This window comes from Variovorax sp. 10L421 (genome assembly GCF_056395365.1).
Map to the genome: position 1 here is coordinate 187,771 of NZ_JBFTJJ010000005.1, position 23,537 is coordinate 211,307.

Annotated in this window: 29 protein-coding genes; 8 read left to right on the plus strand and 21 right to left on the minus strand. The window is 67.9% G+C overall.

Annotated elements, in window-relative coordinates; all coding sequences use genetic code 11:
- The first annotated feature begins 10 nt into the window (after window positions 1-10).
- From AC1DFC_RS10630 to AC1DFC_RS10650, 5 genes are all read left to right on the plus strand, one after another.
- Complete coding sequence (locus AC1DFC_RS10630; protein WP_478179213.1) at window positions 11-1,264, plus strand: MFS transporter; 1,254 nt, start codon at window positions 11-13, stop codon at window positions 1,262-1,264.
- Entirely contained in the window at window positions 1,261-2,412 is a 1,152-nt protein-coding gene (locus AC1DFC_RS10635) for an SLC13 family permease (RefSeq protein WP_413333426.1), read from the plus strand. Before AC1DFC_RS10630 ends, AC1DFC_RS10635 begins: the two co-directional genes overlap by 4 nt.
- 79 nt (window positions 2,413-2,491) lie before the next feature.
- Entirely contained in the window at window positions 2,492-3,202 is a 711-nt protein-coding gene (locus AC1DFC_RS10640) for a helix-turn-helix transcriptional regulator (RefSeq protein WP_413333424.1), read from the plus strand.
- A gap of 199 nt (window positions 3,203-3,401) precedes the next feature.
- Window positions 3,402-4,241, plus strand: a complete 840-nt coding sequence (locus tag AC1DFC_RS10645) for a DMT family transporter (RefSeq protein ID WP_007830159.1) — start codon at window positions 3,402-3,404, stop codon at window positions 4,239-4,241.
- Between the two features lie 76 nt (window positions 4,242-4,317).
- Window positions 4,318-4,641, plus strand: a complete 324-nt coding sequence (locus AC1DFC_RS10650) for a hypothetical protein (protein WP_007830158.1) — start codon at window positions 4,318-4,320, stop codon at window positions 4,639-4,641.
- 7 nt (window positions 4,642-4,648) lie between these two features.
- On the opposite strand, the gene AC1DFC_RS10655 is transcribed toward AC1DFC_RS10650, so the two are convergent.
- The 15 genes from AC1DFC_RS10655 to AC1DFC_RS10725 all read right to left on the minus strand — a co-directional run bounded on the left by AC1DFC_RS10655 (window position 4,649) and on the right by AC1DFC_RS10725 (window position 18,401).
- Complete coding sequence (locus AC1DFC_RS10655; RefSeq protein ID WP_007830156.1) at window positions 4,649-5,650, minus strand: fimbrial protein; 1,002 nt, start codon at window positions 5,648-5,650, stop codon at window positions 4,649-4,651.
- Entirely contained in the window at window positions 5,647-8,310 is a 2,664-nt protein-coding gene (locus tag AC1DFC_RS10660; protein ID WP_478179214.1) for a fimbria/pilus outer membrane usher protein, read from the minus strand. The genes AC1DFC_RS10655 and AC1DFC_RS10660 overlap by 4 nt, the downstream gene beginning before the upstream one ends.
- A gap of 20 nt (window positions 8,311-8,330) precedes the next feature.
- A complete protein-coding gene (locus AC1DFC_RS10665; RefSeq protein WP_007830144.1) occupies window positions 8,331-9,107 on the minus strand; it encodes a fimbrial biogenesis chaperone in 777 nt (258 codons plus the stop codon).
- A gap of 151 nt (window positions 9,108-9,258) precedes the next feature.
- Window positions 9,259-9,828 (minus strand): fimbrial protein, encoded by a 570-nt coding sequence (locus AC1DFC_RS10670; protein WP_478179215.1) that lies wholly within the window; start codon window positions 9,826-9,828, stop codon window positions 9,259-9,261.
- Window positions 9,829-9,998: 170 nt separating this feature from the next.
- Window positions 9,999-11,042, minus strand: coding sequence for an NADP-dependent oxidoreductase (locus AC1DFC_RS10675; RefSeq protein ID WP_007830142.1), 1,044 nt, complete (start codon window positions 11,040-11,042; stop codon window positions 9,999-10,001).
- Between the two features lie 118 nt (window positions 11,043-11,160).
- Window positions 11,161-12,516: a HAMP domain-containing sensor histidine kinase gene (locus AC1DFC_RS10680; protein ID WP_413316132.1), complete on the minus strand. Its 1,356-nt coding sequence runs from the start codon at window positions 12,514-12,516 to the stop codon at window positions 11,161-11,163.
- A 38-nt stretch (window positions 12,517-12,554) separates the two neighbouring features.
- Window positions 12,555-13,253 (minus strand): response regulator transcription factor, encoded by a 699-nt coding sequence (locus tag AC1DFC_RS10685; RefSeq protein WP_007830136.1) that lies wholly within the window; start codon window positions 13,251-13,253, stop codon window positions 12,555-12,557.
- Window positions 13,254-13,303: 50 nt separating this feature from the next.
- Window positions 13,304-13,696, minus strand: a complete 393-nt coding sequence (locus tag AC1DFC_RS10690; protein ID WP_478179216.1) for a hypothetical protein — start codon at window positions 13,694-13,696, stop codon at window positions 13,304-13,306.
- Window positions 13,690-14,091 carry a DUF4260 domain-containing protein gene (locus AC1DFC_RS10695; protein WP_413316130.1) on the minus strand — a complete coding sequence of 134 codons (402 nt, stop codon included), beginning with the start codon at window positions 14,089-14,091 and terminating at the stop codon, window positions 13,690-13,692. The genes AC1DFC_RS10690 and AC1DFC_RS10695 overlap by 7 nt, the downstream gene beginning before the upstream one ends.
- Window positions 14,092-14,185: 94 nt before the next feature.
- Window positions 14,186-14,650, minus strand: coding sequence for a Spy/CpxP family protein refolding chaperone (locus AC1DFC_RS10700; protein WP_413316129.1), 465 nt, complete (start codon window positions 14,648-14,650; stop codon window positions 14,186-14,188).
- Between the two features lie 53 nt (window positions 14,651-14,703).
- Entirely contained in the window at window positions 14,704-15,078 is a 375-nt protein-coding gene (locus tag AC1DFC_RS10705; RefSeq protein ID WP_413316128.1) for a DUF4148 domain-containing protein, read from the minus strand.
- Window positions 15,079-15,210: 132 nt separating this feature from the next.
- Window positions 15,211-17,019 (minus strand): phosphoenolpyruvate--protein phosphotransferase, encoded by a 1,809-nt coding sequence (gene ptsP, locus AC1DFC_RS10710; RefSeq protein ID WP_413333411.1) that lies wholly within the window; start codon window positions 17,017-17,019, stop codon window positions 15,211-15,213.
- Window positions 17,020-17,029: 10 nt separating this feature from the next.
- The gene (locus tag AC1DFC_RS10715; protein WP_007838156.1) at window positions 17,030-17,299 is read right to left on the minus strand and encodes an HPr family phosphocarrier protein; all 270 of its coding nucleotides are present in this window, start codon (window positions 17,297-17,299) and stop codon (window positions 17,030-17,032) included.
- Window positions 17,268-17,723 carry a PTS sugar transporter subunit IIA gene (locus tag AC1DFC_RS10720; RefSeq protein ID WP_007838155.1) on the minus strand — a complete coding sequence of 152 codons (456 nt, stop codon included), beginning with the start codon at window positions 17,721-17,723 and terminating at the stop codon, window positions 17,268-17,270. Before AC1DFC_RS10720 ends, AC1DFC_RS10715 begins: the two co-directional genes overlap by 32 nt.
- Before the next feature lie 132 nt (window positions 17,724-17,855).
- Window positions 17,856-18,401: a hypothetical protein gene (locus AC1DFC_RS10725; RefSeq protein ID WP_007838154.1), complete on the minus strand. Its 546-nt coding sequence runs from the start codon at window positions 18,399-18,401 to the stop codon at window positions 17,856-17,858.
- Window positions 18,402-18,492: 91 nt separating this feature from the next.
- Between AC1DFC_RS10725 and AC1DFC_RS10730 the strand changes: the two genes are divergently transcribed.
- Window positions 18,493-18,990 carry a TlpA disulfide reductase family protein gene (locus AC1DFC_RS10730; protein WP_007838153.1) on the plus strand — a complete coding sequence of 166 codons (498 nt, stop codon included), beginning with the start codon at window positions 18,493-18,495 and terminating at the stop codon, window positions 18,988-18,990.
- A gap of 68 nt (window positions 18,991-19,058) precedes the next feature.
- Here AC1DFC_RS10730 and AC1DFC_RS10735 read toward each other — a convergent pair whose 3' ends face one another.
- Entirely contained in the window at window positions 19,059-19,505 is a 447-nt protein-coding gene (locus AC1DFC_RS10735; RefSeq protein WP_007838151.1) for a c-type cytochrome, read from the minus strand.
- 158 nt (window positions 19,506-19,663) lie between these two features.
- On the opposite strand from AC1DFC_RS10735, the gene AC1DFC_RS10740 reads away from it, so the two are divergent.
- Both AC1DFC_RS10740 and AC1DFC_RS10745 read left to right on the plus strand, forming a co-directional pair.
- Window positions 19,664-20,374 carry a cytochrome b/b6 domain-containing protein gene (locus tag AC1DFC_RS10740; RefSeq protein ID WP_007838150.1) on the plus strand — a complete coding sequence of 237 codons (711 nt, stop codon included), beginning with the start codon at window positions 19,664-19,666 and terminating at the stop codon, window positions 20,372-20,374.
- Window positions 20,371-20,958 carry a GNAT family N-acetyltransferase gene (locus AC1DFC_RS10745; protein WP_007838148.1) on the plus strand — a complete coding sequence of 196 codons (588 nt, stop codon included), beginning with the start codon at window positions 20,371-20,373 and terminating at the stop codon, window positions 20,956-20,958. Before AC1DFC_RS10740 ends, AC1DFC_RS10745 begins: the two co-directional genes overlap by 4 nt.
- A gap of 85 nt (window positions 20,959-21,043) precedes the next feature.
- Here AC1DFC_RS10745 and AC1DFC_RS10750 read toward each other — a convergent pair whose 3' ends face one another.
- The 5 genes from AC1DFC_RS10750 to rpsC form a co-directional block, all read right to left on the minus strand.
- Window positions 21,044-21,550 carry a peroxiredoxin gene (locus AC1DFC_RS10750; protein ID WP_007838146.1) on the minus strand — a complete coding sequence of 169 codons (507 nt, stop codon included), beginning with the start codon at window positions 21,548-21,550 and terminating at the stop codon, window positions 21,044-21,046.
- A gap of 75 nt (window positions 21,551-21,625) precedes the next feature.
- Window positions 21,626-21,895, minus strand: a complete 270-nt coding sequence (rpsQ, locus tag AC1DFC_RS10755) for a 30S ribosomal protein S17 (protein WP_007838145.1) — start codon at window positions 21,893-21,895, stop codon at window positions 21,626-21,628.
- 9 nt (window positions 21,896-21,904) lie between these two features.
- Complete coding sequence (gene rpmC / locus AC1DFC_RS10760) at window positions 21,905-22,114, minus strand: 50S ribosomal protein L29 (protein WP_056589463.1); 210 nt, start codon at window positions 22,112-22,114, stop codon at window positions 21,905-21,907.
- 55 nt (window positions 22,115-22,169) lie between these two features.
- Entirely contained in the window at window positions 22,170-22,586 is a 417-nt protein-coding gene (gene rplP, locus AC1DFC_RS10765; RefSeq protein ID WP_007838137.1) for a 50S ribosomal protein L16, read from the minus strand.
- Window positions 22,587-22,615: 29 nt separating this feature from the next.
- Entirely contained in the window at window positions 22,616-23,527 is a 912-nt protein-coding gene (gene rpsC / locus AC1DFC_RS10770; protein WP_007838135.1) for a 30S ribosomal protein S3, read from the minus strand.
- Between the last annotated feature and the right edge of the window lie 10 nt (window positions 23,528-23,537).

The following is a 23,537-nucleotide window of genomic DNA, read 5'->3' on the forward strand; positions in this document are numbered from 1 at the left end:
CCGGCCCGCCATGACCACCGCCGCCCCCTCCCGCCGCAGCCTGCGCGCACTCGACGCACTCGCCTTCTTCGCGCCCGACATCCAGGGCGGCGTCGGTCCGTTCCTGATCGTCTTCATGGCCGGCACGCTGGCCTGGGATCCACAGCGCATCGGCACCGTGATGTTCGTCTCGGCGCTGGTCGGGCTGGCGATGCAGGCGCCGGCCGGCGCGCTGATCGACAGCGCGCGGCACAAGCCGCGCTGGATCGCCGGGGCCATCGCGCTCATCGCGAGCTGCCTCGTGGTCATGGCGAACTGGCCGGGATACGGCGTCATCCTCGCGGGACAGTCGCTGATCGGCGCGGCCGGCACGCTGGTTGCGCCCGCCATCGCCGCCATCAGCCTGGGCATGGTGGGCCGTGCGGGGCTGGATGCCCGCATCGGCCGCAACGTCGCGATCACGGCGGCCGGCACGGTGCTGTGGGCACTGGGCACCGGCTGGGTGGGCCATGCCTTCGGGCCGCATGCGATGTTCTTCTATGCGGTGGCGATGGCGCTGCCGACCATCGCGGCGGCGCTCGCGATCCGCCACCGGGACATCGACCTGCGCCTTGCGCGCGGCGCCGATGCGCACGCCGGCGGTGCGCCCTCCACGGCACGCTGGCACGACCACCGCCTCTTCGTGCTGCTCGCCTGCGCCTTCCTGTTCCACCTGGCCAATGCCGCGATGCTCACGCTGGTGGCGCAGAAGGTCGGCACGCAGTCCGGCAGTTCAGCCACGCTGTGGCTCTCGGGCGGGGTGATCGTCACGCAGCTGGTGACCATCCCGATCGGCCTCGCGGTCGGTCGCTGGGCGCCTCGGCTCGCGCGCAAGCCGATCTTCCTGGTCGGCTTCGCGGTGCTGCCGGTGCGCGGGCTGCTCTACCTGCTGGCCGACAGCCCTGCCGCGCTGCTGGCGCTGCAGGTGCTCGACGGCATCGGCGCGGCCGTCTTCGGCGCCATGTTCACACTGATGATCGGCGACCTGACGCGCGGCAGCGGCCACTTCAACTTCGCGCTCGGCCTCGGTGGGGCCTGCGTGGGGCTGGGCGCTGCGCTCAGCAACCTGGTCGCGGGCACGGTCGCGCACCTGGCCGGCTACGGCACGGCATTTGTCATGCTCGCGGGCATTGCGGCCGGGGCCTTGACGCTGTTTGCCCTGGCAATGCCCGAAACTCGCCACCGGCCTCGTTCTTCTCCCGCGAGCGCGCCGGCCGCCTCCGCCCTGACCACCACCGCCCCATGACCAAAGATACTGCGCCCGTCCTGCCTCCTGCCGCCCCCGACGACAACGCCCCGTTGCCGCACGAAAGCGGCGGCAATGGCCTGCTCTGGGTGCTGCTGGTGGTGGCTGTGGCGTTCGCCTTCTTGCGGCCGCGCGCACCGATGGACTGGCTCCAGCTGGTCGACTGGCAGACCGTGGGAGCCCTGGCCGGGCTGCTCGCGATCACGCAGGGGGTGGAGAGGAGCGGCATGCTGCAATCGGCCGCGCAGCGCCTGCTCGCACGCACCACCAACCTGCGCCAGCTCGCGCTGCTGCTCAGCGCCACCGCCGCCGTGCTGTCAGCGCTCGTCACCAACGACGTGAGCCTGTTCCTGCTGGTGCCGCTCACGCGCGTGCTGGCCACGCAGGCGCACCTGCCGCTGGCGCGGCTGGTGGTGCTGGAAGCGCTGGCGGTGAACGCGGGCTCTGCCCTCACGCCCATCGGCAATCCGCAGAACCTGTACCTGTGGCACCGCACCGGCGAGAGCTTCGGCGGCTTCATGGCCATGATGGCGCCCACGGTGCTCGTCATGCTGCTCTGGCTGGTCGTGGCCGTGTGGCTGCTGGCGCCGCGAACGCCGATCGCGCTCAAGCCCGCCGCCGAGCCTGCCGCGGTGCGACCGCGCCTGCTGGCGTTGTCGGGCGTGCTGTTCGTGGGCTTCGTCGTCGCACTCGACCGGCACTGGCTGCTGGCGGGCCTGGCGGTGGTGTTCGGCGCCTACCTGCTGTTCCAGCGCCGCGTGCTGCGCGATGTCGACTGGGCGCTGCTGGCGATCATCGCACTGATGTTCGTCGACCTGCGCCAGCTCGCCGAGCTGCCGGCCGTGGCCGCGACCGTGGGACGGTGGCCGATTGCCGAAGGCTGGCGCGCGTACTTCGCGGCCATCGTCACCTCGCAATTCATCAGCAACGTGCCGGCAACCATCCTGCTGGACCGCTACGTGCACGACCTGCCCGCGCTCGCGGCCGGCGTGAGCGTGGGCGGCTTCGGCTGCGTGCTGGGCTCGCTGGCCAACCTGATCGCGCTGCGGCTGGCCAAGGTGCCGCACGGGCTGCGCGAGTTCCACCGCATCAGCATTCCGTTTCTGATCGTGTGCGCGGCGTCGGCGGTGCTGCTGCGGCTCGGTTGATGGCGCCGCGCACGCCTTCAGGAGCCTGAAGGCCGTCAGCTGGCGCGTCGAAGAGGCTGCACGGAGAATACGCAAGAACATGCACGTCCCTGCCTCTTCCCCGCCGACGAGCCACGCACTCTCGCTGCGCAACTACGGCGACTCGCACGGCAGCCACGCGCACGATCATTTCCAGGTGCTGATCGGCCTCGACGGCGTGCTGGAGATCGAAGTGGAAGGCCGCGGTGCCGGCATCGGCGTGGGCGAGGCGCAGGTGGTCGCACCCGGCGACCGGCACGACTTCAGCGCGCGCAAGCAAGGCAGCGTGTGCCTGGTGCTCGACACCACACACGCGGCATGGGCCCGCTGCGCCGAGCGCGCACCGCCCGGTGCGCCGCAGCTGCACACGCTGGCGCGCTACCTGGCGCAATGCCTGCGGCAGCCGCAGGCCTCGGCCCTGGCCCTGCAGAACGGCCCCGCGCTGCTGCTGGAGGCCTGGAACCCCGCGCCGCCCTCTCATGCGGATTCACGCCGCCGTCGCATCGACTGGCCTGTGCTCGCCGACTGGGCCCGCGCCCGCTGGCACGAGCCGCTGGGCGTGACCGACCTGGCCGGTGCCGCCTGCCTCAGCCCGAGCCAGTTCGCGCAGCGCTGCCGCGACGAACAGGGCATGGGCGCGATGCACTGGCTGCGCTCGCTGCGGCTGGCGCATGCACGCGAGCTGCGGCTCGGCGGAATGAGCGTGGCCGAAACGGCGCGCCTAACGGGCTATCGCTCGCCATCGGCTCTGACCGCCGCATTGCGTCGCTGATCCCCCGCCTTTCTCCCTCCCCCCGCTGGGGGAGGGCCGGGGTGGGGGCACGGCGGCGTCGAAAACGGCGCAGCACCCGCTCCAAGGCCTGCCCCATCCCGACCTTCCCCCAGAGGGGGAAGGAGCAGGAGAGCAAACCGTCGTTACGCGACGACGAACCGTCATTGCACGACGACCTCATCGCGTAGCCTCGGCCTCCATGTCGTCGACCGTCTACGCCCTTCTCGCCATCGCGCTCTGGACCACACTCGCCTCGCTCGGCACGGCCTTGTCCCACCTGCCCCCGTTCCTGCTCACCGGCCTCGCGCTCATCATCGGCAGCGTGCCGAGCTGGCCGCTCGTGCTGCGCGACCGCCGCGCCTGGAGGGTGCCGCCGCGCACGCTGGCGCTGGGCATCTACGGCTTGTTCGGCTATCACTTCCTGCTGTTCATCGCGCTGCGCTACGCCCCGCCGGTCGAGGCCAACCTGGTCAACTACCTGTGGCCGCTGCTCATGGTGGTGTTGGCGCCGGTGCTGCTGCCGGGCGTTTCGCTGCGGCCGCTGCACCTGGTGGCGGGCTTGCTGGGCTTCGCAGGCGCGGCTGCCGCGATCCTCGGCGCAAGGGTTGGCGCCACGGCCGTCGCCGGCTACTGGGGCTTCCTGCCGGCGCTGGCCTCGGCTTTCGTCTGGGCCAGCTACTCGCTGTGGACGAAGCGCGTCGCGGCCTTCCCGACCTCGGCGATCGGGCTGTTCGGGCTGGTCTCGGGCCTGCTCTCGCTGGCCTGCCATGCGGTGCTCGAACCTTCCGTGACGCTGTCGGGCCGCGACTGGCTGCTGCTCGTGCTGTGCGGCCTCGGTCCGCTGGGCGCGGCCTTCTTCGTGTGGGACATGGCGCTCAAGCGCGGCGACGCGCGGCAGATCGGCATCCTGAGCTATATCACGCCGCTGGGCTCGACTGCGCTGCTGCTGCTCGTCACCGGCAGGCCGCTGACCTGGACCATCGTGCTCGCGGCCTGGCTCATCATCTCGGCCGCAATCATGGGCACCCGCGCACGCTGAATCAGGCTGTATCCGACGGATTGCCCGCTTTTTTCTGGCTAGAGTGGGGGCCAAGGAAAAAAAGGAGCCAATTCCCATGGACAGCAAGAACAAGAGCGAGGATTTCGAGATCACGCCCAAGCTGGTGTTCGACCTGAACCTGGCGCTGTACCTCGACCTCGTGGCCGCGCTGGAGGGCGCGGGCGCCGTCACCTACCGCCAGATGGCGGCCCGGGTGCTGAACATCAGCATGGACGCGCGCAGCGACGGCGAAACCGGCCTGTCGACGGTGCTCGAAGGCATCGCCAAGGGTTTCGCCGGCCACGGCGAAGGGCTGTCGATCGAGCTGCTGAAGGCCGCGCGCGGCCTGCGCGAGGACGAGGCGATGGGCGACATTCCCATGCGCCCCGACGAAAACTGAGCGCAGGCTATTTGTAGTCGAGGGTGAAGGTGGCCGTGCCGTCCGCACGCCCCGGCGTCACCTTGTTGCCCGTCTGGTAGTAGCGCGCGGTGTACGGCAGCACATAGTCGCCATTCTTCGACGGGCCGACCAGCGTGTCTTCGCCGAACTTCACCGGCACGCCCTGGTTGTCGACCACCTGGATGCCCACGCCAGTGGCGGTGCCCGAGCCGCCCTGGGTGATCTTCAGGACGCCCTGTTCGTTCGACGGGTCCTGCGTCGCATCCATCCGCAGGTAGACGGTGTTCTGCGTGTTCTGCCCGGCCTGGCAGCTGAGCTTGATGTTGAAGTTGCGGTCGCCGGTGGTGGAGCCCCTGCCCTTGAAGTTGCTCTGGGGCACCCTCCCGAACTGCACCGAAACGTTCCGGGAGCCCAGGTCCACCGAGCATGACGGCGCGGCGATGGTGATGCCATTGCCGGAGAGCACGGTAGTCAGCATCGACACACCGTCGCCGTCACCGTAGTAGCGGGTATAGGTCCCCGAGGCCAGTGCCCCGTTTCCTGTAGCGGCCGCTGTTTTTATCAGCTCGACCTGGAACTGCGTTCCCAGCGGAAAGTAGATGTAGAAGGGTCCACGCGGAAGCCGGTGCGGGTAGTTCACGGTCAAGGTTGCGTCGATCACTCGCGACAAGCGGATGCCGATACCTGGCACCGCCGTCGAGTAGGTCGTCGGATCGCTCGGCATCGGTGCTCCCAGCAGCATCTCCCCGATGAGCGTGCCGCCGCCCCGGGTGCAGTCGAACATGTACTCCGACGTGCCCCTGGTTGGAATAGGAAACACCTTCCTCGCAATCACGGCTCCGACAGGCAGATCATTGGAAATGATCACTTTGCCCATGTCCATGGTGATGAACTTCTCCGTCGCACCTGGGTAGCGCGTGCACGCCGCCCAGGCGCCTTGCGCGCCGAGCAGCGCCGCCGCTGCTGCAACGGCGATACGCATGAGGCCAGAAGAAATGCTGTGGCTCATTCCGTTCCCTTTGGTTGTTTGTCGTTTGGCGTGGGCGCGGTTGTGGTGGTATCGCATTGCCCGCTCAGCTCGCGGATCGGCGGTGGGTTCTCTTCTTCGGGAAGGCTGTAGGACACGACACACTGGTCGGCCTTGCCAGCCCCCCACCGCACGGTCAGGCGGCCGGTGCTGCCCGCCCCCGTGACAAAGGCCTGCCCCTCGGGACCGACCACGCCGACTTCCTGGCCCGCCTCGTTCTCGACCTTCGAGCCCAGGGGCAGCATGCGGCCGCCCGGATCGGTCAGCGTCATCAGCAGGCGGAAGCCCACCGAGGTCTCGAACTTCGCGTGCACCACGGCGCCGCGCGTGGGCACCACCTCGGTCGCGGCGTTCTTCACTTCCACCGTGTCGCCGAGATCGGCCGTGCGGATGGCCAGGCGGTTCAGGCGGTACGGCGTCAGGTTGGGAACGACGGCATTGCCGGCCCGGTCGGTTGCCACGCCGGGCTGCGACTCGAAGCCCACGCCCTGCGCCCCTGGCGCCCGCACCAGCGCCACGGTTTCGCCGAGCGGCTGCGACAGCGTGACGCCGCCGCCATGGAACAGCACCCCACCGGCCATGCCGAAGGTGCTTTGGCCATAGCCGCGGCCCATCGAGTGGCCGACGTCGAAACGCCCGACCGGCGACAGGTAGCTCGCACCCGCGCTGCCGCTGTCGCTACCGCCCCGGTTCGCATGGCCGGCCGTCACGTTGTAAGTCAGGCGGCTGTCTTCGAAGGCCGAGCCATAGACGCTGGCCTGCTGGTTGACGCGGCTGCTGCCGTCGCGGGTCACGGCGTACTGGGCGCTGGCGCGGGTGTCGCCGAGCGGAACGGTCAGCGTGAACATGATCTGGCGGCTAGCCGGCCGGTTCAGGCTGGTGGTGTGGTTGTAGAACACGCTGTAGCCGAACTGCTTGTAGTTGCCCGAGTAGCCCAGCTGCACCAGCCGGTCCTTGGCAGCGGTGCCCCAGTAGCTCTGCTGGCGTGCGGACGCGTACACCGTGCCCTGGTCGCCGAGTTGCTGCGAGAGTTCGAAGCGCACCTCGTTGCGGCGGCTGTTGAACGATTCGAAGGGTCGCAGGTCCTGCATCTGCACCGCTTCCTGGAAGGTGCGGTAGCCGCTGGTCGAATAGCGGTAGCCGGCCACGCGGAAATTGGTGCCCGAATCGAGAAAGGCTTTCGAATAGAGGAAGCGCAGCGACTGCCCGCCGTATGTCCTCACGCCTTGGGCGCGGGTGCGGTCGGTGGTGCGCGCGCTCGACAAGTCGACCGACACGGCCCCGAAATCGCGCAGGTTCTTGCCCACGCCCACGAGCAGCGACTGGTACATGTTCGCCATCAGCGCGCCGCCGTAGAGCGAGACCTCGTTGCCCAGGCCGCGCGCCAGCGTCGCCTGCATGAAAGCCGGCTGCGAGAGGGAACGCCGCATGCCCGGTGTGCCGCCGTGATAGCCGTTGCGGTATTTGCCCGCGGTGGCCGAATAGCGCCAGGTACCTTCGCGCAGCAGCGTGGGCACGGCCGAGAAGGCCTGGGTGTACCGGGTCTGCCGGCCGTCGGCCTCGACGATGGTCACCTCGAGGTCGCCGCTCGACGCGGTCGGATAGAGGTCGTCGATGACGAACGGGCCCGGCGCCACGAAGGTGCTGTAGACGGCATAGCCGTTCTGGCGCACCGTGACGCGTGCGTTGGTCTGCGCCACGCCGCGGATGGTGGGCGCATAGCCTTGCTGGCTGTCGGGCAGCATCGCATCGTCGGACGACAGCTGCACACCGCGAAACGGCAGGCTGTCGAAGAAGTTGCCCGGCGTGTTGCCGTCGCCGATCAGCAGCCGGCCGTGGATGGAGGCGAGGTCGCGTTGCGCGTAGGTGCTGATGCCCTGCCAGCGGCTGCGGCCGTCGATGCCCCGGTTGTAGGTCGAGAAGTGACGCAAGCGCCAGTCGCCGTGGTTGAAGCCGGCGCGCAGGCCCGCGAACAGGGTGTTGCGCTGGAGGATGTTCCTGTTGCGATCGGCAAAGGGGTTGCCGTCGAACACGTTCTGCGGCACCGCAAAGGGGTTGGCATCGTTGCGGTAGCGGTTGCCGCTGTAGCGCGCGAAATTCAGCTGGTAGTCGAACATGCCGGCGGTGATGCCCCTGTCCCATTTCTCGGGACCGACCGCGCCGCGCGCCGAGCGCTTCAGCGCCGCCTGCGGAATGCTGACGAACAGGCGCTGCTTGCCGCCGTCGTAGGTGAACGCCGCATCGGGAATGGTCGCAGCCAGGTCGACGCAGGCATCTTCCGCAACGTTCGCCAGCGCGGGGAACACCGCCACGTTGACACCCCAGTCGTCGAGCATGGGGCGCGTGAGGCAGGGCACGGCGTCGTTCCTCCCATCCTTCTCGACGAAGCGGATTTCGGTTTGTCCGGCGCCGCGTTCGTTGAGCGACACGTCGACCATGTACCTGCCGGCCAGCACGCGGTTGCCGAAGGAGAAAAGCGACAGGTCCGCATGCGGCTGGTCGCCGCCGATGCCGAGGAACTCTTCATTGAAGCTGGAGCCGGCCACCTGCTGCTGCGCATGGCCGGGCAGGCCCACGGCGCCCAGCAAGGCGGCGCATATCGTCAGCCGGAACAGCGCGTGGAAAGCGGGTGAGCAACGCATGGCGGTTCATCCCTCGCGTCTCAAGGCTTCGCACTGCGCGCGGGCAGCGGGACCGGCTCGGCCTGCACGGCCACCGGCTCGGCACCTGCGGGCACCTTGACGAACTCTTCGGGCGACTCGCCGCCGTAGTCGTTGAGCGTGGTGAAGTTGAGCTGGACCGCCTGCGGCGTCTTCACGGCGCTCAGCGGATACGCCATTTCGCCGAACGGCGGCACCATGTCGGCATTGATCAGCTGCTGGCCGTCGTTGACGTTCAGCGCGGTGAAGGTCACGTGATAGGCCGTGGGGTTGCCGACCTTGAGCACGGCGCCCTGCCCCTGCGCACCGGCGCCGACCGCCCACTTGAGCTGGGCGCGCGATTCCTCGGGCTTGCCCGCGAGCTTCGCAGGCCGGTAGAACAGCTTGATGCGGCTGCGCACCGCAATCTGCAGCACGTTTTCTTCCTTCGGCTTCTCGGGAATCTCCTTGACGTTGAGCCAGAACACCGACTCGCGGTCGGCCGGCAGTTCGCCGCCCACTCGCATGATGCGCAGGATGTTTTCCATGCCGGGGTCGAGCCGCGACAGCGGCGGCGTGACGAGCAGCGGGGTCTTGTTCCTGCCTTCGCCGGCATCGATCCAGGCCTGGACCACGTAGGGCGTGGTGCCGGTGTTCTTCACCGGAATGGAAGCTTCGCGGTCCTTTTCACCGAGGATCACGCGGGTGCCGCCGAGCATCACGCCCGCGCCGGCCGGCCACTGGAGACCCAGCATCAGCAGGACGGCAAGAGCCCAGCGGAAGCGATTGTTGCTGCACATGAGAAAAAGTCCTTGGCGCGAGCGAGATGCGCAACGCACGCACCCCGGCACGGCGGCGCATCGCGGCACCGCCGAGAAAACGGGAAAGAGGGAAATGCCGGCGCCGGCCGGGGACGCGGGGTCCGGGCTCGGCGCCGGCGAAGGGGGCTACTTACTTGTAGGCAACCGTGAACTGCGCGACCGAGTTGGCCGGGCCGACCGTCAGGGCCGTGCGGGTCGCGACGTACGCAGCCTGGAACTTCAGCGAGTTGTCACCGAGGCCCAGGACGTATTCGCCGGACGGCGAACCCAGCGCGATCTTGGTGCCGGCGGAATCGCCAAGCTCGATCGCCACGCCCGAAGCCGCGCCCACGCCCACCTGGCCAGAGTTGGCCACGCGCAGATAGCTGGCGTCGTCGAGGTCGGCGGTGCCCGAGAAGGTCACGGTCGCACCCTTGGCGGTCGCGCCGCAACCCAGCAGGTCGATCGTGAAGTGGGCGGGCGTGGACTTCTTGCCGATCGTCGCGGTGCTCACGGGCGGCGTACCGCTGACAGTGCCGAACACGGTGCGCGAAACCTTGCCCAGCGGCACGGTCATGTTCTGGCTGTTGGGCGAAATCGAGCAAGGCGCGTCGACGATCTCGCCGGTGAAGTTGACGGTGCCGTCCGCGGCGAAAGCGCCTTGCGACAGCATGCCGGCCACGGCCAGCGTTGCGAGTTTGACGAAGATGGTCTTTGGCATTTGCGTTCCCTGAGTATTGATATGACTATGTAACTACCTGCATTTCGGCAAGGCAGCCGCAGTCTAGGGACTCAAAAACGCAAAATGGGTGAAGTTAGTGGAGTTAACTATAGTTAATAGTCTCTTTCGAATAACCGTGAAATAAACCCCCGCTACTGGAAATCGGGACGCTATTCGTCAGCCACCTGCAGCACCAGCTTGCCGAAGTTCTCTCCGGCGAACAGCTTGTTGAGCGATTCCGGGAAGGTGTCCAGGCCCTTCACCACGTCTTCCTTGCTCTTCATGCGCCCGTCTTTCAGGTAGCCGGCCATTTCGGCGACGGCGATGTGATAGCGGTCGGCGTAGTCGAACACCACGATGCCTTCCATGCGCGCGCGGTTGACCAGCAGGCTCAGGTAATTCTTCGGGCCGGCCGCCGGCATGCTGTTGGCGTTGTTGTACTGACTGATGGCGCCGCAGATGATGATGCGGGCCTTGCGCGCGAGCCGCGCCAGCACCATGTCGAGGATCTCGCCGCCGACGTTGTCGAAGTAGATGTCCACGCCCTTCGGGCAATGAGCCTTGAGGCCTTCGCGCACTGCACCGGCGCCGGCCTTGTAGTCGATGCAGGCGTCGAAGCCCAGCTCCTTTACCACCCAGTCGCACTTGGCGGCGCCGCCGGCAATGCCGACCACGCGGCAGCCCTTGATCTTGGCCAACTGGCCCACGGTCTGGCCCACGGCGCCGGCCGCGCCGGAAACCACCACCGTTTCACCGGCCTTGGGCATGCCCACGTCCATCAGGCCGAAGTAGCCAGTCATGCCGGGCATGCCCAGCACGTTGAGCCACTGGGTGATGGTGCCCACGCGCAAGTCGATCTTCACCAGGCCGTTGCGCTTGACTTGGTCTTCGGGGATCAGGATGTATTCCTGCACGCCCAGCGTGCCGTACACGGTGTCGCCCACCGCGAACTGCGGGTTCTTGGAGGCAATGACGCGGCCGACGCCGCCGGCGCGCATCACTTCGTCGATGCCCACGGGCGGGATGTAGCTCTTGGCGTCGTTGAGCCAGCCGCGCATGGCCGGGTCGAGCGACAGCGACAGCGTCTTGACCAGCACGCCGCCCTCGGCCGGCTCGCCGACGGGTTCGGTGGTGAATTTCCAGTTCTCGCGCGTGGCCGCGCCTTCGGGACGTTTGGCGAGGCGGACCTGGTGGTTGGTGAGGGGGCTGCTCATGGTGTCTCCTTGACCTTGAATGCCGGACGCTGGCACGGAGGCGCATCGTAGCCGCGGGCCACAGGCGCGCTGGTAGCGCAGGCGACAGCACCCGCCGGCCCGCCAGCTCCGCCGGGCGTCAGGCCAGCCGGACGACGATCTGCAGCCCGGGCTCGGCGTTGCGCACGGTCAGCTCGCCGCCGTGCGCTTCGGCGATCAGCCTGCACAGGTACATGCCAAGGCCAACGCCGCCGGTGGCGCGCGCCCGCGCGCCGTCGGTGCGGTAGAAGGGTTCGGTCAGGCGCCCGAGCTGTTCGACGTCCACGCCGGGGCCGTGGTCGCGCACCTCGATCTCGATGCCCTGCTTCTTGCCGTCGAGTACCGCGCGCAGCGACACGCACGGCGGCCGCGGTGCGTCGGCGCTGTAGCGCAGCGCGTTGTCCAGCAGGTTGCGCACCAGCAGGCGGATGCGCATGCGGTCGACGGCATGCGGCGGCAGGCCATCGGCCAGGTCGAGGTGCACGTGCTGCGCACCAGGCATCTCGGCCACGATCTCGCGGATCAGCGCCGCCAGGTCGACCGGCTCGCGCAGCAGCGCCACGTGCGGGCTCGCGAGGCGTTCGCTTTCGAGCAGGTCGCTGATGAGGTCGCGCATCTCGTTCAAGTCACGCAGCAGTGCCTCGCGCTCTGCCTGGCCTTCGGGCGTAGCCGGCAGCAGCTCGGCATTGAGGCGCGCGCGCGTGAGCGGCGAGCGCAGTTCGTGGCTCAGCGCGAGCAGCAGGCCGCGCTTGGCATCGAGCATCGCCTGGATGTCGTCGGCCATGGTGTTGATGTGCTGCGCGAGGTCGCCCAGGTCGTCGTTGCGGCGCACCGGAATGGGCTGTGTGAACTCGCCGCGGCCGAAGCGCTGCGCGCCTTCGCGGATGTCGATCAGCGGCCGCAGCAGCCGGCTCACGTAGGCATATGCCAGCAGCACGCAGGACAGCAGCACGCCCAGCGTGGCCCAGCCGATGACCCGCGGCGCGAGCTGCCAGAGCTTGGGCGCCCAGCCGAAGATCACGCGGTGTCCGTCGGTAGTGGGTCGGATGAACCACTTGTCGCCTCCGAACGCCTCTTCGCGGTCGTGCATCCAGCCGCCCGGGCTGCTCGCGCCGCGGGGGTTGGAGTCCCAGTTGACCTTGGGGCCGACGATGCGGATGGTGATCGGCAGCCGCGCCACCAGCGCCTGCGCCCGCGCCACGTCGGGCGGCGTGCCGATCTCCGCGACCAGGCGGTCGGTGTAGTCCGTGAGCATCGGCTTGGCGGCCTCGGCCCAGCCGGTGGAAAAAGACTTCTTCATGCCGACCATGAAGACCGCCGCCATCACCAGCGCGAGCATCACGAACATCATCACCAGCCGTATGCGCAGCGAGCGGCGCCAGCGGCGCTTGCCCTGCACCTTCTCGTGCCACTGGGCATGCCATTGCCTGTGCAGCTCGTCACGGCGGCAGGCCATTTCGCGCCACGCCTTGCGCAAACCTCCCCGGCGAGATCTCATGCGGGCTCGCTGCGCGCAACCGCCAGCGCGTAGCCGGCGTTGCGCAGTGTCTTGATGCAGTCCAGTGGCTCGAGCTTCTTGCGCAGCCGGCTCACCACGATGTCGACCGCGCGCGTGTAGAGCTCGGCCTCGTGGCCACGCAGGCGGTTGAGGATGTCGTCGCGGCTGAACACCTTGCCGGGCTCGGCCGCCAGCAACGCCAGCAGTTCGAACTCGGTGCCGGTGAGCTCTACGCGCTCGCCGTGGCGCAGCACCTGGCGCCGGTCGAGGTCGATAGCCAGGCCGTCGAACACGCGATGCTGCGTGCCGTTGGCCACTGCCTGCGGCGCGGCGCTGCGCTGGCGGCGCAGGATGGTCTGCACGCGCGCCACCAGTTCGCGCGGCTCGAACGGCTTGGGCACGTAGTCGTCGGCGCCGAGTTCGAGGCCGACCACGCGGTCCATGACCTCGCCGCGCGCGGTGAGCATCACGATGGGAATGTCGCTTTCCTTGCGGATCTCGCGGCACAGCTCGAAGCCGTCCATCTCGGGCAGCATGACGTCGAGGATGGCGGCGTCGTAGGTGCCTGCACGCAACTTGGCGAGGCCTTCGCTCGGGCGAACGGCGCTTTCCAGCGTGCAGCCGAAGCGTGCGAAGTAGGTGGTCAGCGGCGCGGCGAGATGTTCGTCGTCGTCGATCAGCAGGATGCGCGGCATGGCGGGATTGTGCCTCCGGACAAGAAGGTGGCGAATGACCTCGCTGACCATCAGACCCGCCGGCATCGCAGCGCCCAGGTCAGGCCCGTCACGAGGATGGAAAGCAGCAGCGCGTGGTAGACCACGTCGGGCACCGTGCGCGGGCCGATGCCCGCGATGATGGTGCCGAGCCCGACCAGCGTGCCCAGCAGCGCGAAGCCCTGGCCGAAGATGGCCGCGCGGCGCGCATGGTGGGGCCGCAGCCAGGTCTCGACCGAGGCCAGCACCAGCACGGCGGCGATCACCGCCTCTGCGGTGCGGGCTGCCGAATGCGCGTAGCCGGGCGCGAGGAACCCCGCATGCACCATCGACGCGATGCCCAGCGCGAGCGCCTCTGTCAGCATCCATGCGCGCGCGGCAGGCGCGTGCATGGCATGGGAAGCGCCGCCGTCGCGGCTCACCATGGATCAGCCTTGCCGATGCGGCCCAGGTGCGTGGCGGCGAAGCCGGTCGCGTATTTGAGCCCGTAGCCGAGCGCGTGGTCCATGCCGATGTGGGCCAGCCAGATCAGGCTGCCGGCCACCGCCCACGGCATGGCCGCGAACACGCCGAGCGCCAGCAGCAGCACCGGGCCGACGTACGAGTGCGCGGCGTTGTAGAGCGCCGCTCCCGTGCGCGGTCCCGCGAGGTAGCCCAGCAGCGACAGATCGGGCGCGAGCAGCCACAGCGCGAACACGCCCCAGCCCGCCCCGAACCGGGCGTAGGCGGCGAGCGCCACGCCCAGCACCACTGCGCCTTCGAGGCGCAGCAGGGTGCGCACGCCGCCCGCGGCTACCGCCGCGGCCTCTTCGGGAGACACCGTGGAACCGGCTTCGCCGGGCCACTGGTGTCGCCCCCGGAGAGGGGGGTGGCGCAGCGACACGAAGTGCGCAAAACCTGGAGGTGAGCCGGGTTCAGCCACGGTGACTCCAGCGGCGGCCGCCGCGCTCCATGAAGTCGCGCACCTTCTGCTGTTGCGCCGCATTCAGGTTGTCATAGAAGTCGGCGGCGGCGGCAATGATCTCGGGGCTGCCGTTGCGCACGGCGGTGGTCTTCTCGTCGACCAGGCGCGCGGCGCCGGCCTGGTCGAGCTTGTTGCCCGCGAACAGCGCCTTGAACTGCGAGCGCGGGTCGCCCGAGCCGCCGGCGCCGCGCATGGCTTCGCGCTGCGCCTGCAGCTTCTCGGCGAGCACGGTGAGCTTCTGCTTCTGGTTGGCGTCGAGTTCGAGCTTGCTGCCCACGCGCTCGACCATCTTCGCGCGGAAGTCGGCGCTGTCGCCGTCCCAGCCATGTCGCTGGCCGGCGCAGCCGGCAATGCTGCCGGCGACCATCGCGGCGCCCGCGAATCCGAAAAGAGTGCGTTTGATCCAGTGCTTCATGATGATTCCTTGCTCGCCCTCGAGTCGCCCGAGGGCATCGTTGGGGGGAGGTCTTACAGCCGGCTGCTCTTGGCGCTGGCGGCTGCGGCGCGCGCGTCGACGGGGTTCTGCATCGTCGAGACGACCCGGCTGTTCACGCGCGAGCTGGACGTCACGTTCTGGTCGGGTGCGGCGGCGGCGCGCACGGCTTCGGCGACGACGCGTGCGCGCTCGGTCGACACGGCCATGCCCTCTGCGCCGCGCGAGCCGCGCACCACGTTCTGGTCGGGTGCCGATGCGGTACGCACGGCTTCGGCGTTGACGTCGGCGCGGCTCTTGGCCGACACGGCGGGTTGCACGCCCTCGTAGCTTTCGGCCTTGGCGCCCGCGGCGGCGAGCATGGCGAAGGAGCCGACGGCAACGAGCTGGGTCAGGGAGAGAGATTTCATGATGCAGGTCTTTCTTTCGGGGTTGAAGAGAAGACCTGATCGTGCTCGCGGCGCTGCCGAAAGTCCTTTCGCCGCGGTTTCGGCGTGTTTCGTTTCTTTTCACCCGCCGCCGGACGCGGATGAAAAGTACGCTCAACCCGCCATGGCTGCGGCGGGATCGTCCGATTCGAGAACGCCCTTCGCCCACGCTTCGAGCTTGCCGGTGTCGGCGCGCAGCACCTCCTGCTTGACCGCGAGGATGCGCGAGGGATGCATCGAGAAGCTGCGCAGGCCCAGGCCCAGCAGCAGCCGCGTGAAGGCCACGTCGCCCGCCATCTCGCCGCACACGGCCACGCCCTTGCCCTGCCGCCGGCACTCGGCGATGGTGTCGGCCACGAGGCGCAGCACCGCCGGGTGCGCGGGGTCGTAGAGGTGCGCCACCGACTCGTCGGCGCGGTCGATGGCCAGCGTGTACTGGATCAGGTCGTTGGTGCCGATCGACAGGAAGTCGAAGTGCTTCAGGAAGATGCGCAGCGTGAGCGCGGCCGCGGGAATCTCGATCATGGCGCCGAGCTTCACCGGGCCGTACACCGCGCCGCGGTTGTCGAGCTCGGTGCGCGCGAAGTCGATCAGCGACAGCGTCTGGCGGATCTCGCTCGCGTGCGCGAGCATGGGAATCAGCAGGTGGATCTCGCCGTGCGCCGCAGCGCGCAGGATGGCTCGCAGCTGCGTGAGGAACATCGCCGGGTCGGCCAGGCTCCAGCGGATGGCGCGCAGGCCGAGCGCGGGGTTCAGGTGCTCCTGCTTGTTGGCCGATTTGCCGTCCAGCGGCTTGTCGGCGCCCACGTCGATGGTGCGGATGGTGACGGGCATGCCCTGCATGCCCTCGACCGCGCGCTTGTAGGCCTGGTACTGCTCCTCTTCGTCGGGCAGGCGGGTCTGGCGCGTGGTCGACTCGCGGCCCATGAAGAGGAATTCGCTGCGAAACAGCCCCACGCCCACCGCGCCGGCCTTGACGGCGCCCACGGTGTCTTCCGGCATCTCGATGTTGGCGAGCAGCTCCACGCGCTGGCCGTCGAGCGTGACGGCGGGCTTGTGGCGCAGCCGCGCGAGCCGGCCGCGTTCGAGGTCGCCCTGGCGTTGCTTGAAGCCGTATTCGGCCAGGATGATCGGAGAAGGGTCGACGATCACCACGCCGGCGTCGCCGTCGATGATGACCCAGTCGTCCTGGCGCACCAGCTGGCTCGCGGTGCGCGCACCGACCACGGCCGGGATGTCCATGCTGCGCGCCACGATGGCGGTGTGCGAGGTGCGACCGCCCACGTCGGTGACGAAGCCGGCGAACACGCTCTTCTTGAACTGCAGCATGTCGGCCGGCGAGAGATCGTGCGCGATGAGCACCAGCGGCACGTCGATGCCGTCGCCCGCGGTGGGATCGTCGTTGTCGTTGTCGTCGTCCTGGGAGGTGGCGCGCTTGCGGCGAGGCGGGCTCGGCGCGAGCACGGCGGCCGTGCCCTTCATGCGGTGCAGCAGGCGCTCGACCACCTGCTCGAGGTCGGCCTTGCGCTCGCGCAGGTACTCGTCCTCCATCTCGTCGAACTGGCGCGCGATGATCTCGAGCTGCGTGGTCAGCGCCCATTCGGCGTTGTAGAGCCGATCGGTGATCCAGTGCTTGACGCCGCCGGTGAGGACCTCGTCCTGCAGCAGCATCTGGTGCACCTCGAGCAGCGCCGAGAGTTCGTGCGGCGTGTCGTTCGGGCCCATCTGCGCAACGCTGGCCTGCAGCTTGGTGAGCTCGTCGGCCACCGCGTTGCGCGCGGTGCGCACGCGGTCGATCTCGGTCTCGATTTCTTCAGGCTTGATGAAGTAGTGGGCCACGTCGATGCGGCTCGACACCACCAGCACCGCGCGCCCGATGGCAATGCCACGGGCGACGGGAAGGCCGTGGACTGCAAAAGTCATGGGACGGTCCTTATTCGCCTTCGCCGAACTTGTCGTCCATCAGGAGCACGATGGCGTTCATTGCTTCATCTTCCTGCTCGCCGTTGGTTTCGAGCTCGACGGTGCTGCCCAGTCCGGCGGCCAGCATCATGACACCCATGATGCTCTTGGCGTTGATGCGGCGGTCGCCGCGGGAGAGCCACACCTCGCAGGGAAAGCTGCCTGCGAGCTTGGTCAGCTTGGCCGACGCGCGTGCATGCAGGCCCAGCTTATTGCTGATGGTCACGGATTTCTTGATCACTGTGCTTTCTTTTTGCCTGGTTCTGGGGAGCCGCCACCGCCACCTGCATGACGCCGGCGGTGCCGCCCGCGAGGGCGCGCTGCACCAGCGTATCCAGGGGCTCGTGCCGATAGGTGACGGCGCGCAGCAGCATCGGAAGATTGACCCCCGCCACCAGCCGCGACCGGACGCCGTCCACCAGCTTCTGCGCCACGTTGCAGGGCGTGGCGCCGAACACGTCGGCCAGCACCAGCACCTGCGAGCGCGGCGTGTGCAGCTGCTGCGCGAGCGTGATGCGCGCGGCGGCCAGCGTTTCTTCGGGCGACACGTTGGGCAGGACGTCGAGCGCGACGATGGCCTGCTCGCAATCGGGAAACACATGCAGCGCGCACTGCCGCAGCGCGTGCGCGAACGGTGAGTGGGCGATGATGAGGATGCTGTTCATGCGAGGCGGAGGGCGACGCATCGATTATGCGGGGGCGCCCAGGGGAAGTAGATATACGACACAACGCAGCAGCCCCGAAAAACGGACAGTGCCGCCAGCCGGGTAGCTATCAGAACCATAGCAGATCGGCCTTCATGGAAGCCGCAAGCTCTCGAAGAAGGTTTTCGATGCTTCGGGCGAAGAAGGCTTGCCCAGCACGGTGGCCTGGTAGAGCGCCACGGTGCCGTCTTTCTGCGACTGGGCAAACCAGAGCACCTGTACCGGCGCCGATGCGCCCTGCTGCTGCTGCCGCGGCTGGGCATCGAGCCGCAGCGGCGCCGGCGCGGCGGTCGCGCGCTGGACGCTGGCGGGAGTTTCCGCCACCTGCGCCTCGCCCAGCTGGCCGCGGGTGGCGGCGTGCCATGCGCGGAGCCAGGCCTCGGCCTGCTCGGGGCCGCTGGCGGAGGCGTGCGCGATGGCGAAGGTCGCACCGCCGGCTTCGCAGCCCGTCATGTCGACCTGCACCGATTCGGCACCCAGCGGCAGCGCGCGGTTCGCCCGGTCGGCCTTGCAGGGCAGCAGCACGATCAGGCCGGATTCGGCGACCGGCACTTCGCGCCAGTTGAAGGTCGGGCTGCAGGCGGCGACCAAGGCTGCCGCTGCCAGCACGAACCGGGAATGGAGGACGGGAGACGGCATCGGAGAACGATTATCGAGCCGCGCCCAGGCGCCGCGAGCACGATCCGGCGGGCGGAACTAAAATCGCGCCGCCCTTGTCTTCCGTGTTGCCATGAAGAAATACATCGCCGCTGCCGCCGTCGTCCTCGCATTGGCCGCCGGCGTGGGCGTGTACCTCGGCTCCGGCGCCACCGCCGCACCGGCCTCTACCTTCGTGCTGCTCGACGGCACGCAAAAGAGCACGGCAGACCTGAAGGGCAAGGTCACCCTGGTCAATTTCTGGGCCACGAGCTGCGTGACCTGCGTCGGCGAAATGCCCAAGGTCATCGCGACCTACGACAAGTACAAGGCACAGGGCTACGACACGTTGGCAGTGGCCATGAGCTACGACCCGCCGAGCTATGTCGTCAACTTCGCGCAAACGCGCAAGCTGCCGTTCAAGGTGGCGATCGACAACACCGGCAGCGTGGCACAAGCCTGGGGCGACGTGAAGCTCACGCCGACCACTTACCTGGTCAACAAGCGCGGCGAGATCGTGAAGCGCTATGTGGGCGAGCCCGATTTCGCCGAACTCCACAAGCTGATCGAGAAGCTGCTGGCCGAGGCCTGATCTTCCGCTCCTCCCGCAAGAAGGCGCTCCCGAAAGAGCGCCTTTGTTTTTTTTCGCGAGGCGACGGCTTACTGGTTGCGAAAGCTGTCGTGGCAGGCCTTGCAGCTCGCTGCGGTCGGACCGAACTGGGCCTTGAGCGCGTCGAGATTGCCGGCCTTGGCGGCAGTCACCAGCTTGGCGGTTTCGGCGATCAGCTTCTCCTGGCGCTCCTTGAACTTGGCGTCTTCCTTCCAGATTTCGGGCTTGGCCTTGCCGCCCTCGGTGCTGGCGCCGAAGGCCGTCCACGGCAGCTTTGCCATGTCGGCGACCATTTCGGCGTTGGCCGCGGCAGCCGAGGCGTCGTAGGGCGCGCGTCCGTTGGCCATGGCGCCTAGGCGGCCGAAATGCTGGCTCATCACGAACAGCGCGCTCTGGCGGTACTTGATGGCGTCCTCGGACTTGGCGAACTGCGCTGCAGCGGGCAGGGACAGGACAGCGCAGGCGGCTGCAAGGGCGAACGGAGCAAGTCGGGTCATCGGGGGTCCTCATTGTGGGGGAAATGCCGTCGAGCGCGGCGCAGCGGCCGAGTGTAGGGGCTGCCTGCGACAGCCGCATAGCAACAACCCGAAGCAGGCCGGGGCCTGGACTTTGCTAATCTGCGCCTTCCGCAGCATTGCGCCCCGCGCCCTTCTCGATGACCGATTCTTCCGTGGCTGCCTTCCCGGCGGCCTCAGGCTCCAGCGCCCGCACGCGGGTCTGGGACCTGCCGACACGCCTTTTCCACTGGGCGCTGGCCGCAGCCGTCATCGGCATGATCGGCACCGGGTTGAACGATGCCATGGAATGGCACTTCCGCCTGGGGTACGCGGTGCTCGCGCTGCTGTTGTTCCGGCTGCTCTGGGGCTTCGTGGGCGGACGCTGGTCACGCTTTGCAGCCTTCGTCTACGGCCCGGGTTCGATGGCGGCCTATCTGCGCGGACGAGCGCGCCCGGACCATCTGATCGGGCACACGCCTCTGGGCGCACTGTCGGTGTTCGCGGTGCTGGCGATCCTGGCCTTGCAGGTGGCAACCGGGCTGATGGCGGACGACGAAATCTCGGCATCGGGGCCGCTCACGCGTTTCGTCTCGGGCGAGCTCGTGAGCCTGGCCACCGGTTGGCACAAGGCGCAGGGCAAGTGGATCGTGATCGCCCTCGTGAGCCTGCACCTGCTCGCGGTGCTGTTCTACGTGCTGGTCAAGCGGCACCGACTGGTGCGGCCGATGGTGACGGGCGACAAGCTGGTTTCCGCCGAGAACGCCGAGGTGGCGCCGAGCCGCGACGACGCGGCGTCGCGCTGGCTGGCGCTGGTGCTGTTCGCACTGTGCGCGGGCGTGGCGTATTGGGTTTCCTCGCTGCGCGTATGAGCTTTTCTGTTTCACGCCCCCTGCCGCTGTCGGACATGCCGGCGGTCGTGCTGCTCACACCCGAAGAAGCTCACGAGATCGAGGCCACACGCGCGATCTTCCGCGACTACGCGGCCTCGCTGGACATCGACCTGGACTTTCAGGATTTCGACGGCGAACTGGCGCAACTGCCGGGCGAATACGCCGAACCGCGCGGCCTGCTGCTGCTGGCGCTGGTCGATCCGGCCAACGTGAAGGAAGACGCCGGGCGCGAGGCGCCGACCCTGCGGCGCGCCGACGGCACGCTGGCGCATGTGGCGGGGTGCTGCGCGCTGCGCCCGCTCGACAGCGCGGACTACGCGAACGCCGCCGAGATGAAGCGCCTGTATGTGCGCCCCGGCTTCCGCGGCCTGGGCCTGGGCCGGCAACTGGCCGAGGCGATCCTCGATGCCGCACGCAGCGCGGGATATGGCTGCGTGCTGCTCGACACACTCGACGACATGGAATCGGCGCGCGCCCTCTATGAAGACCTGGGCTTCGCAGAGGTACCACCCTACTATCACAACCCCGTCGCCGGGGCCCACTACCTGAAAGTGGAGCTTTAGCTCGACCCCAGGCTGCGCGCACTTCGTGTCGCTACGCCCCCTGCCGGGGGTGGGCGGGGAGGCCCCTCGAAGGATCCGGATTTATTTAACCGCGGGCTTGGGCCAGCAGCGTGTCGGCGTCGCTGACTTCGAACTTGCCCGGTCCTTCGACGTTGAGCGTCGCGACCTTGCCATCCTTCACGAGCATCGAGTAGCGGTTGCTGCGCAGGCCCATGCCGCGGCCGGTCAGGTCCAGCGTGAGGCCGGTGGCCTTGGCGAAGTCGGCGCTGCCGTCAGCCAGCATGCGCACCTTGGTGCCAGTCTTCTGGTCGCGCGCCCAGGCGCCCATCACGAAGGCATCGTTCACGCTCACGCACCAGATCTCGTCCACGCCAGCGGCCTTGAAGTCGTCGAAGTGCTGCACGTAGCCCGGCACGTGCTTGGCCGAGCAGGTGGGCGTGAAGGCGCCGGGCAGCGCGAACAGCGCGATGGTCTTGCCCGCCGAAGCCTTGGCCACGTCCACGGCGTTCGGGCCGATGCTGCAGCCTTCGCCCTCGACTTCGGAATATTCCTGCAGGGTGGCCGAGGGAAGGGTGTCGCCGACTTTGATCATTGAAAGTGCTCCTGAAAAAGAAAAACGGCCCACATTGTGGGCCGTTTCCGGATGGGCTGTAGCGAGCCGGGGAGATCAGACCAGAACGGCCTTCTCGACCAGACGGGTCACGACCCAGTTCTTGGTCTTCGAGATCGGACGGCTTTCCGTGATCTCGATGGTGTCACCCAGCTTGTACTCACCCTTTTCGTCATGGGCGTGGTACTTGCTCGTCTTGGCCACGATCTTGCCGTACAGCTCGTGCTTCACACGGCGCTCGACCAGCACGGTCACGGTCTTGGCACGCTTGTCGCTGACCACCTTGCCGATCAAGGTGCGCTTGAGGGATTTTTTAGGTTCCGTCATGTTCACTCCTTACTTGGCGGCGGGGGTTTCTTGCTGCTTCTGAGCAAGAATGGTCTTTGCGCGAGCGATGTCGCGACGCGTCACGCGCAGCGTCGAGGTGTTCGACAGCTGTTGCGTGGCCTTCTGCATGCGCAGACCGAAATGGGCCTTCTGCAGATCCTTGATTTCGGCTTGCAGGCCTGCGACGTCCTTCGTGCGCAGGGTTGCGGCCTTCGTCACCTTGGCCGGAGCCGCGGTTTCTTTTTTCTTACGGGTTGCCATCAGTGTTCTCCTCTCAGGCGCCGAGCTGGCGAGCGACGAACGTCGTACGCAGCGGAAGCTTGGCGGCGGCCAGGCGGAACGCTTCGCGGGCGAGTTCTTCGGGCACGCCGACGATCTCGAACACGATCTTGCCAGGCTGGATTTCGGCGACGTAGTACTCGGGGTTGCCCTTACCGTTACCCATCCGCACTTCAGCGGGCTTGGTAGAGATCGGCTTGTCCGGGAACACGCGGATCCAGATACGGCCACCGCGCTTCACATGACGCGAGATCGCGCGGCGAGCGGCTTCGATCTGGCGCGCCGTGAGGCGGCCGCGATCGGTGCATTTGAGACCGAAGTCACCGAACGCAACCGAGTTACCCGTGGTTGCGATGCCGGTGTTGCGGCCCTTTTGTTCCTTGCGGAACTTTCTGCGTGCAGGTTGCAGCATGTTTTGTTACTCCGTAGTTCTAAGACCGATCACTCGGTCTTGGCACCGTCAGCTGCTGCAGCTGGCGCGGCTTTGCGGACGCGCTTAACGGCGGGTTTCGAGTCACCGGCACCGCCGGTTGCTTCTGCAGGCTTGTCGCTGCCATCGGCCGGAGCGGTGTTGCCACCGATCGGGCCGCGGGCACCGGCGCGCGGGCCGGGACCACGACGGTCCGAACCCGGACGGTCGCCACCCGGGCGGCCATCGCGGCGCGGACCACGCGGACGACGTTCTTCTTCGGGACGCGGCGTTTCGACGGCCGGCAGGTCGTTGCGACCCAGCGTGTCGCCCTTGTAGACCCAGACCTTGACGCCGATGACGCCGTAGGTGGTCTTGGCTTCCGAGGTGCCGTAATCGATGTCGGCGCGCAGGGTGTGCAGCGGCACGCGGCCTTCGCGGTACCACTCGGTACGCGCGATTTCGATGCCGTTCAGGCGGCCAGCCGACATGATCTTGATGCCCAGGGCACCCAGACGCATGGCGTTCTGCATGGCGCGCTTCATGGCGCGGCGGAACATGATCCGCTTTTCGAGCTGCTGCGTGATGCTGTCGGCGATCAGCTGCGCATCGATTTCAGGCTTGCGCACTTCTTCGATGTTGACTGCAACCGGCACGCCGAGCTGCTTGCCCAGTTCGCGCTTGAGGTTCTCGATGTCTTCGCCCTTCTTGCCGATCACGACGCCCGGACGTGCCGAGTAGATCGTGATGCGTGCGTTCTTGGCGGGACGTTCGATCATGACGCGCGAGACCGAAGCGTTCTTCAGCTTCTTCTTCAGGTATTCGCGAACCTTGATGTCTTCGGCCAGCATGCCCGCGAAATCGCGGTCGCTTGCGTACCAGCGGCTGGACCAGTTACGGGTGACCGCAAGGCGGAACCCGGTTGGGTGGATTTTCTGTCCCATATTTCTTCCA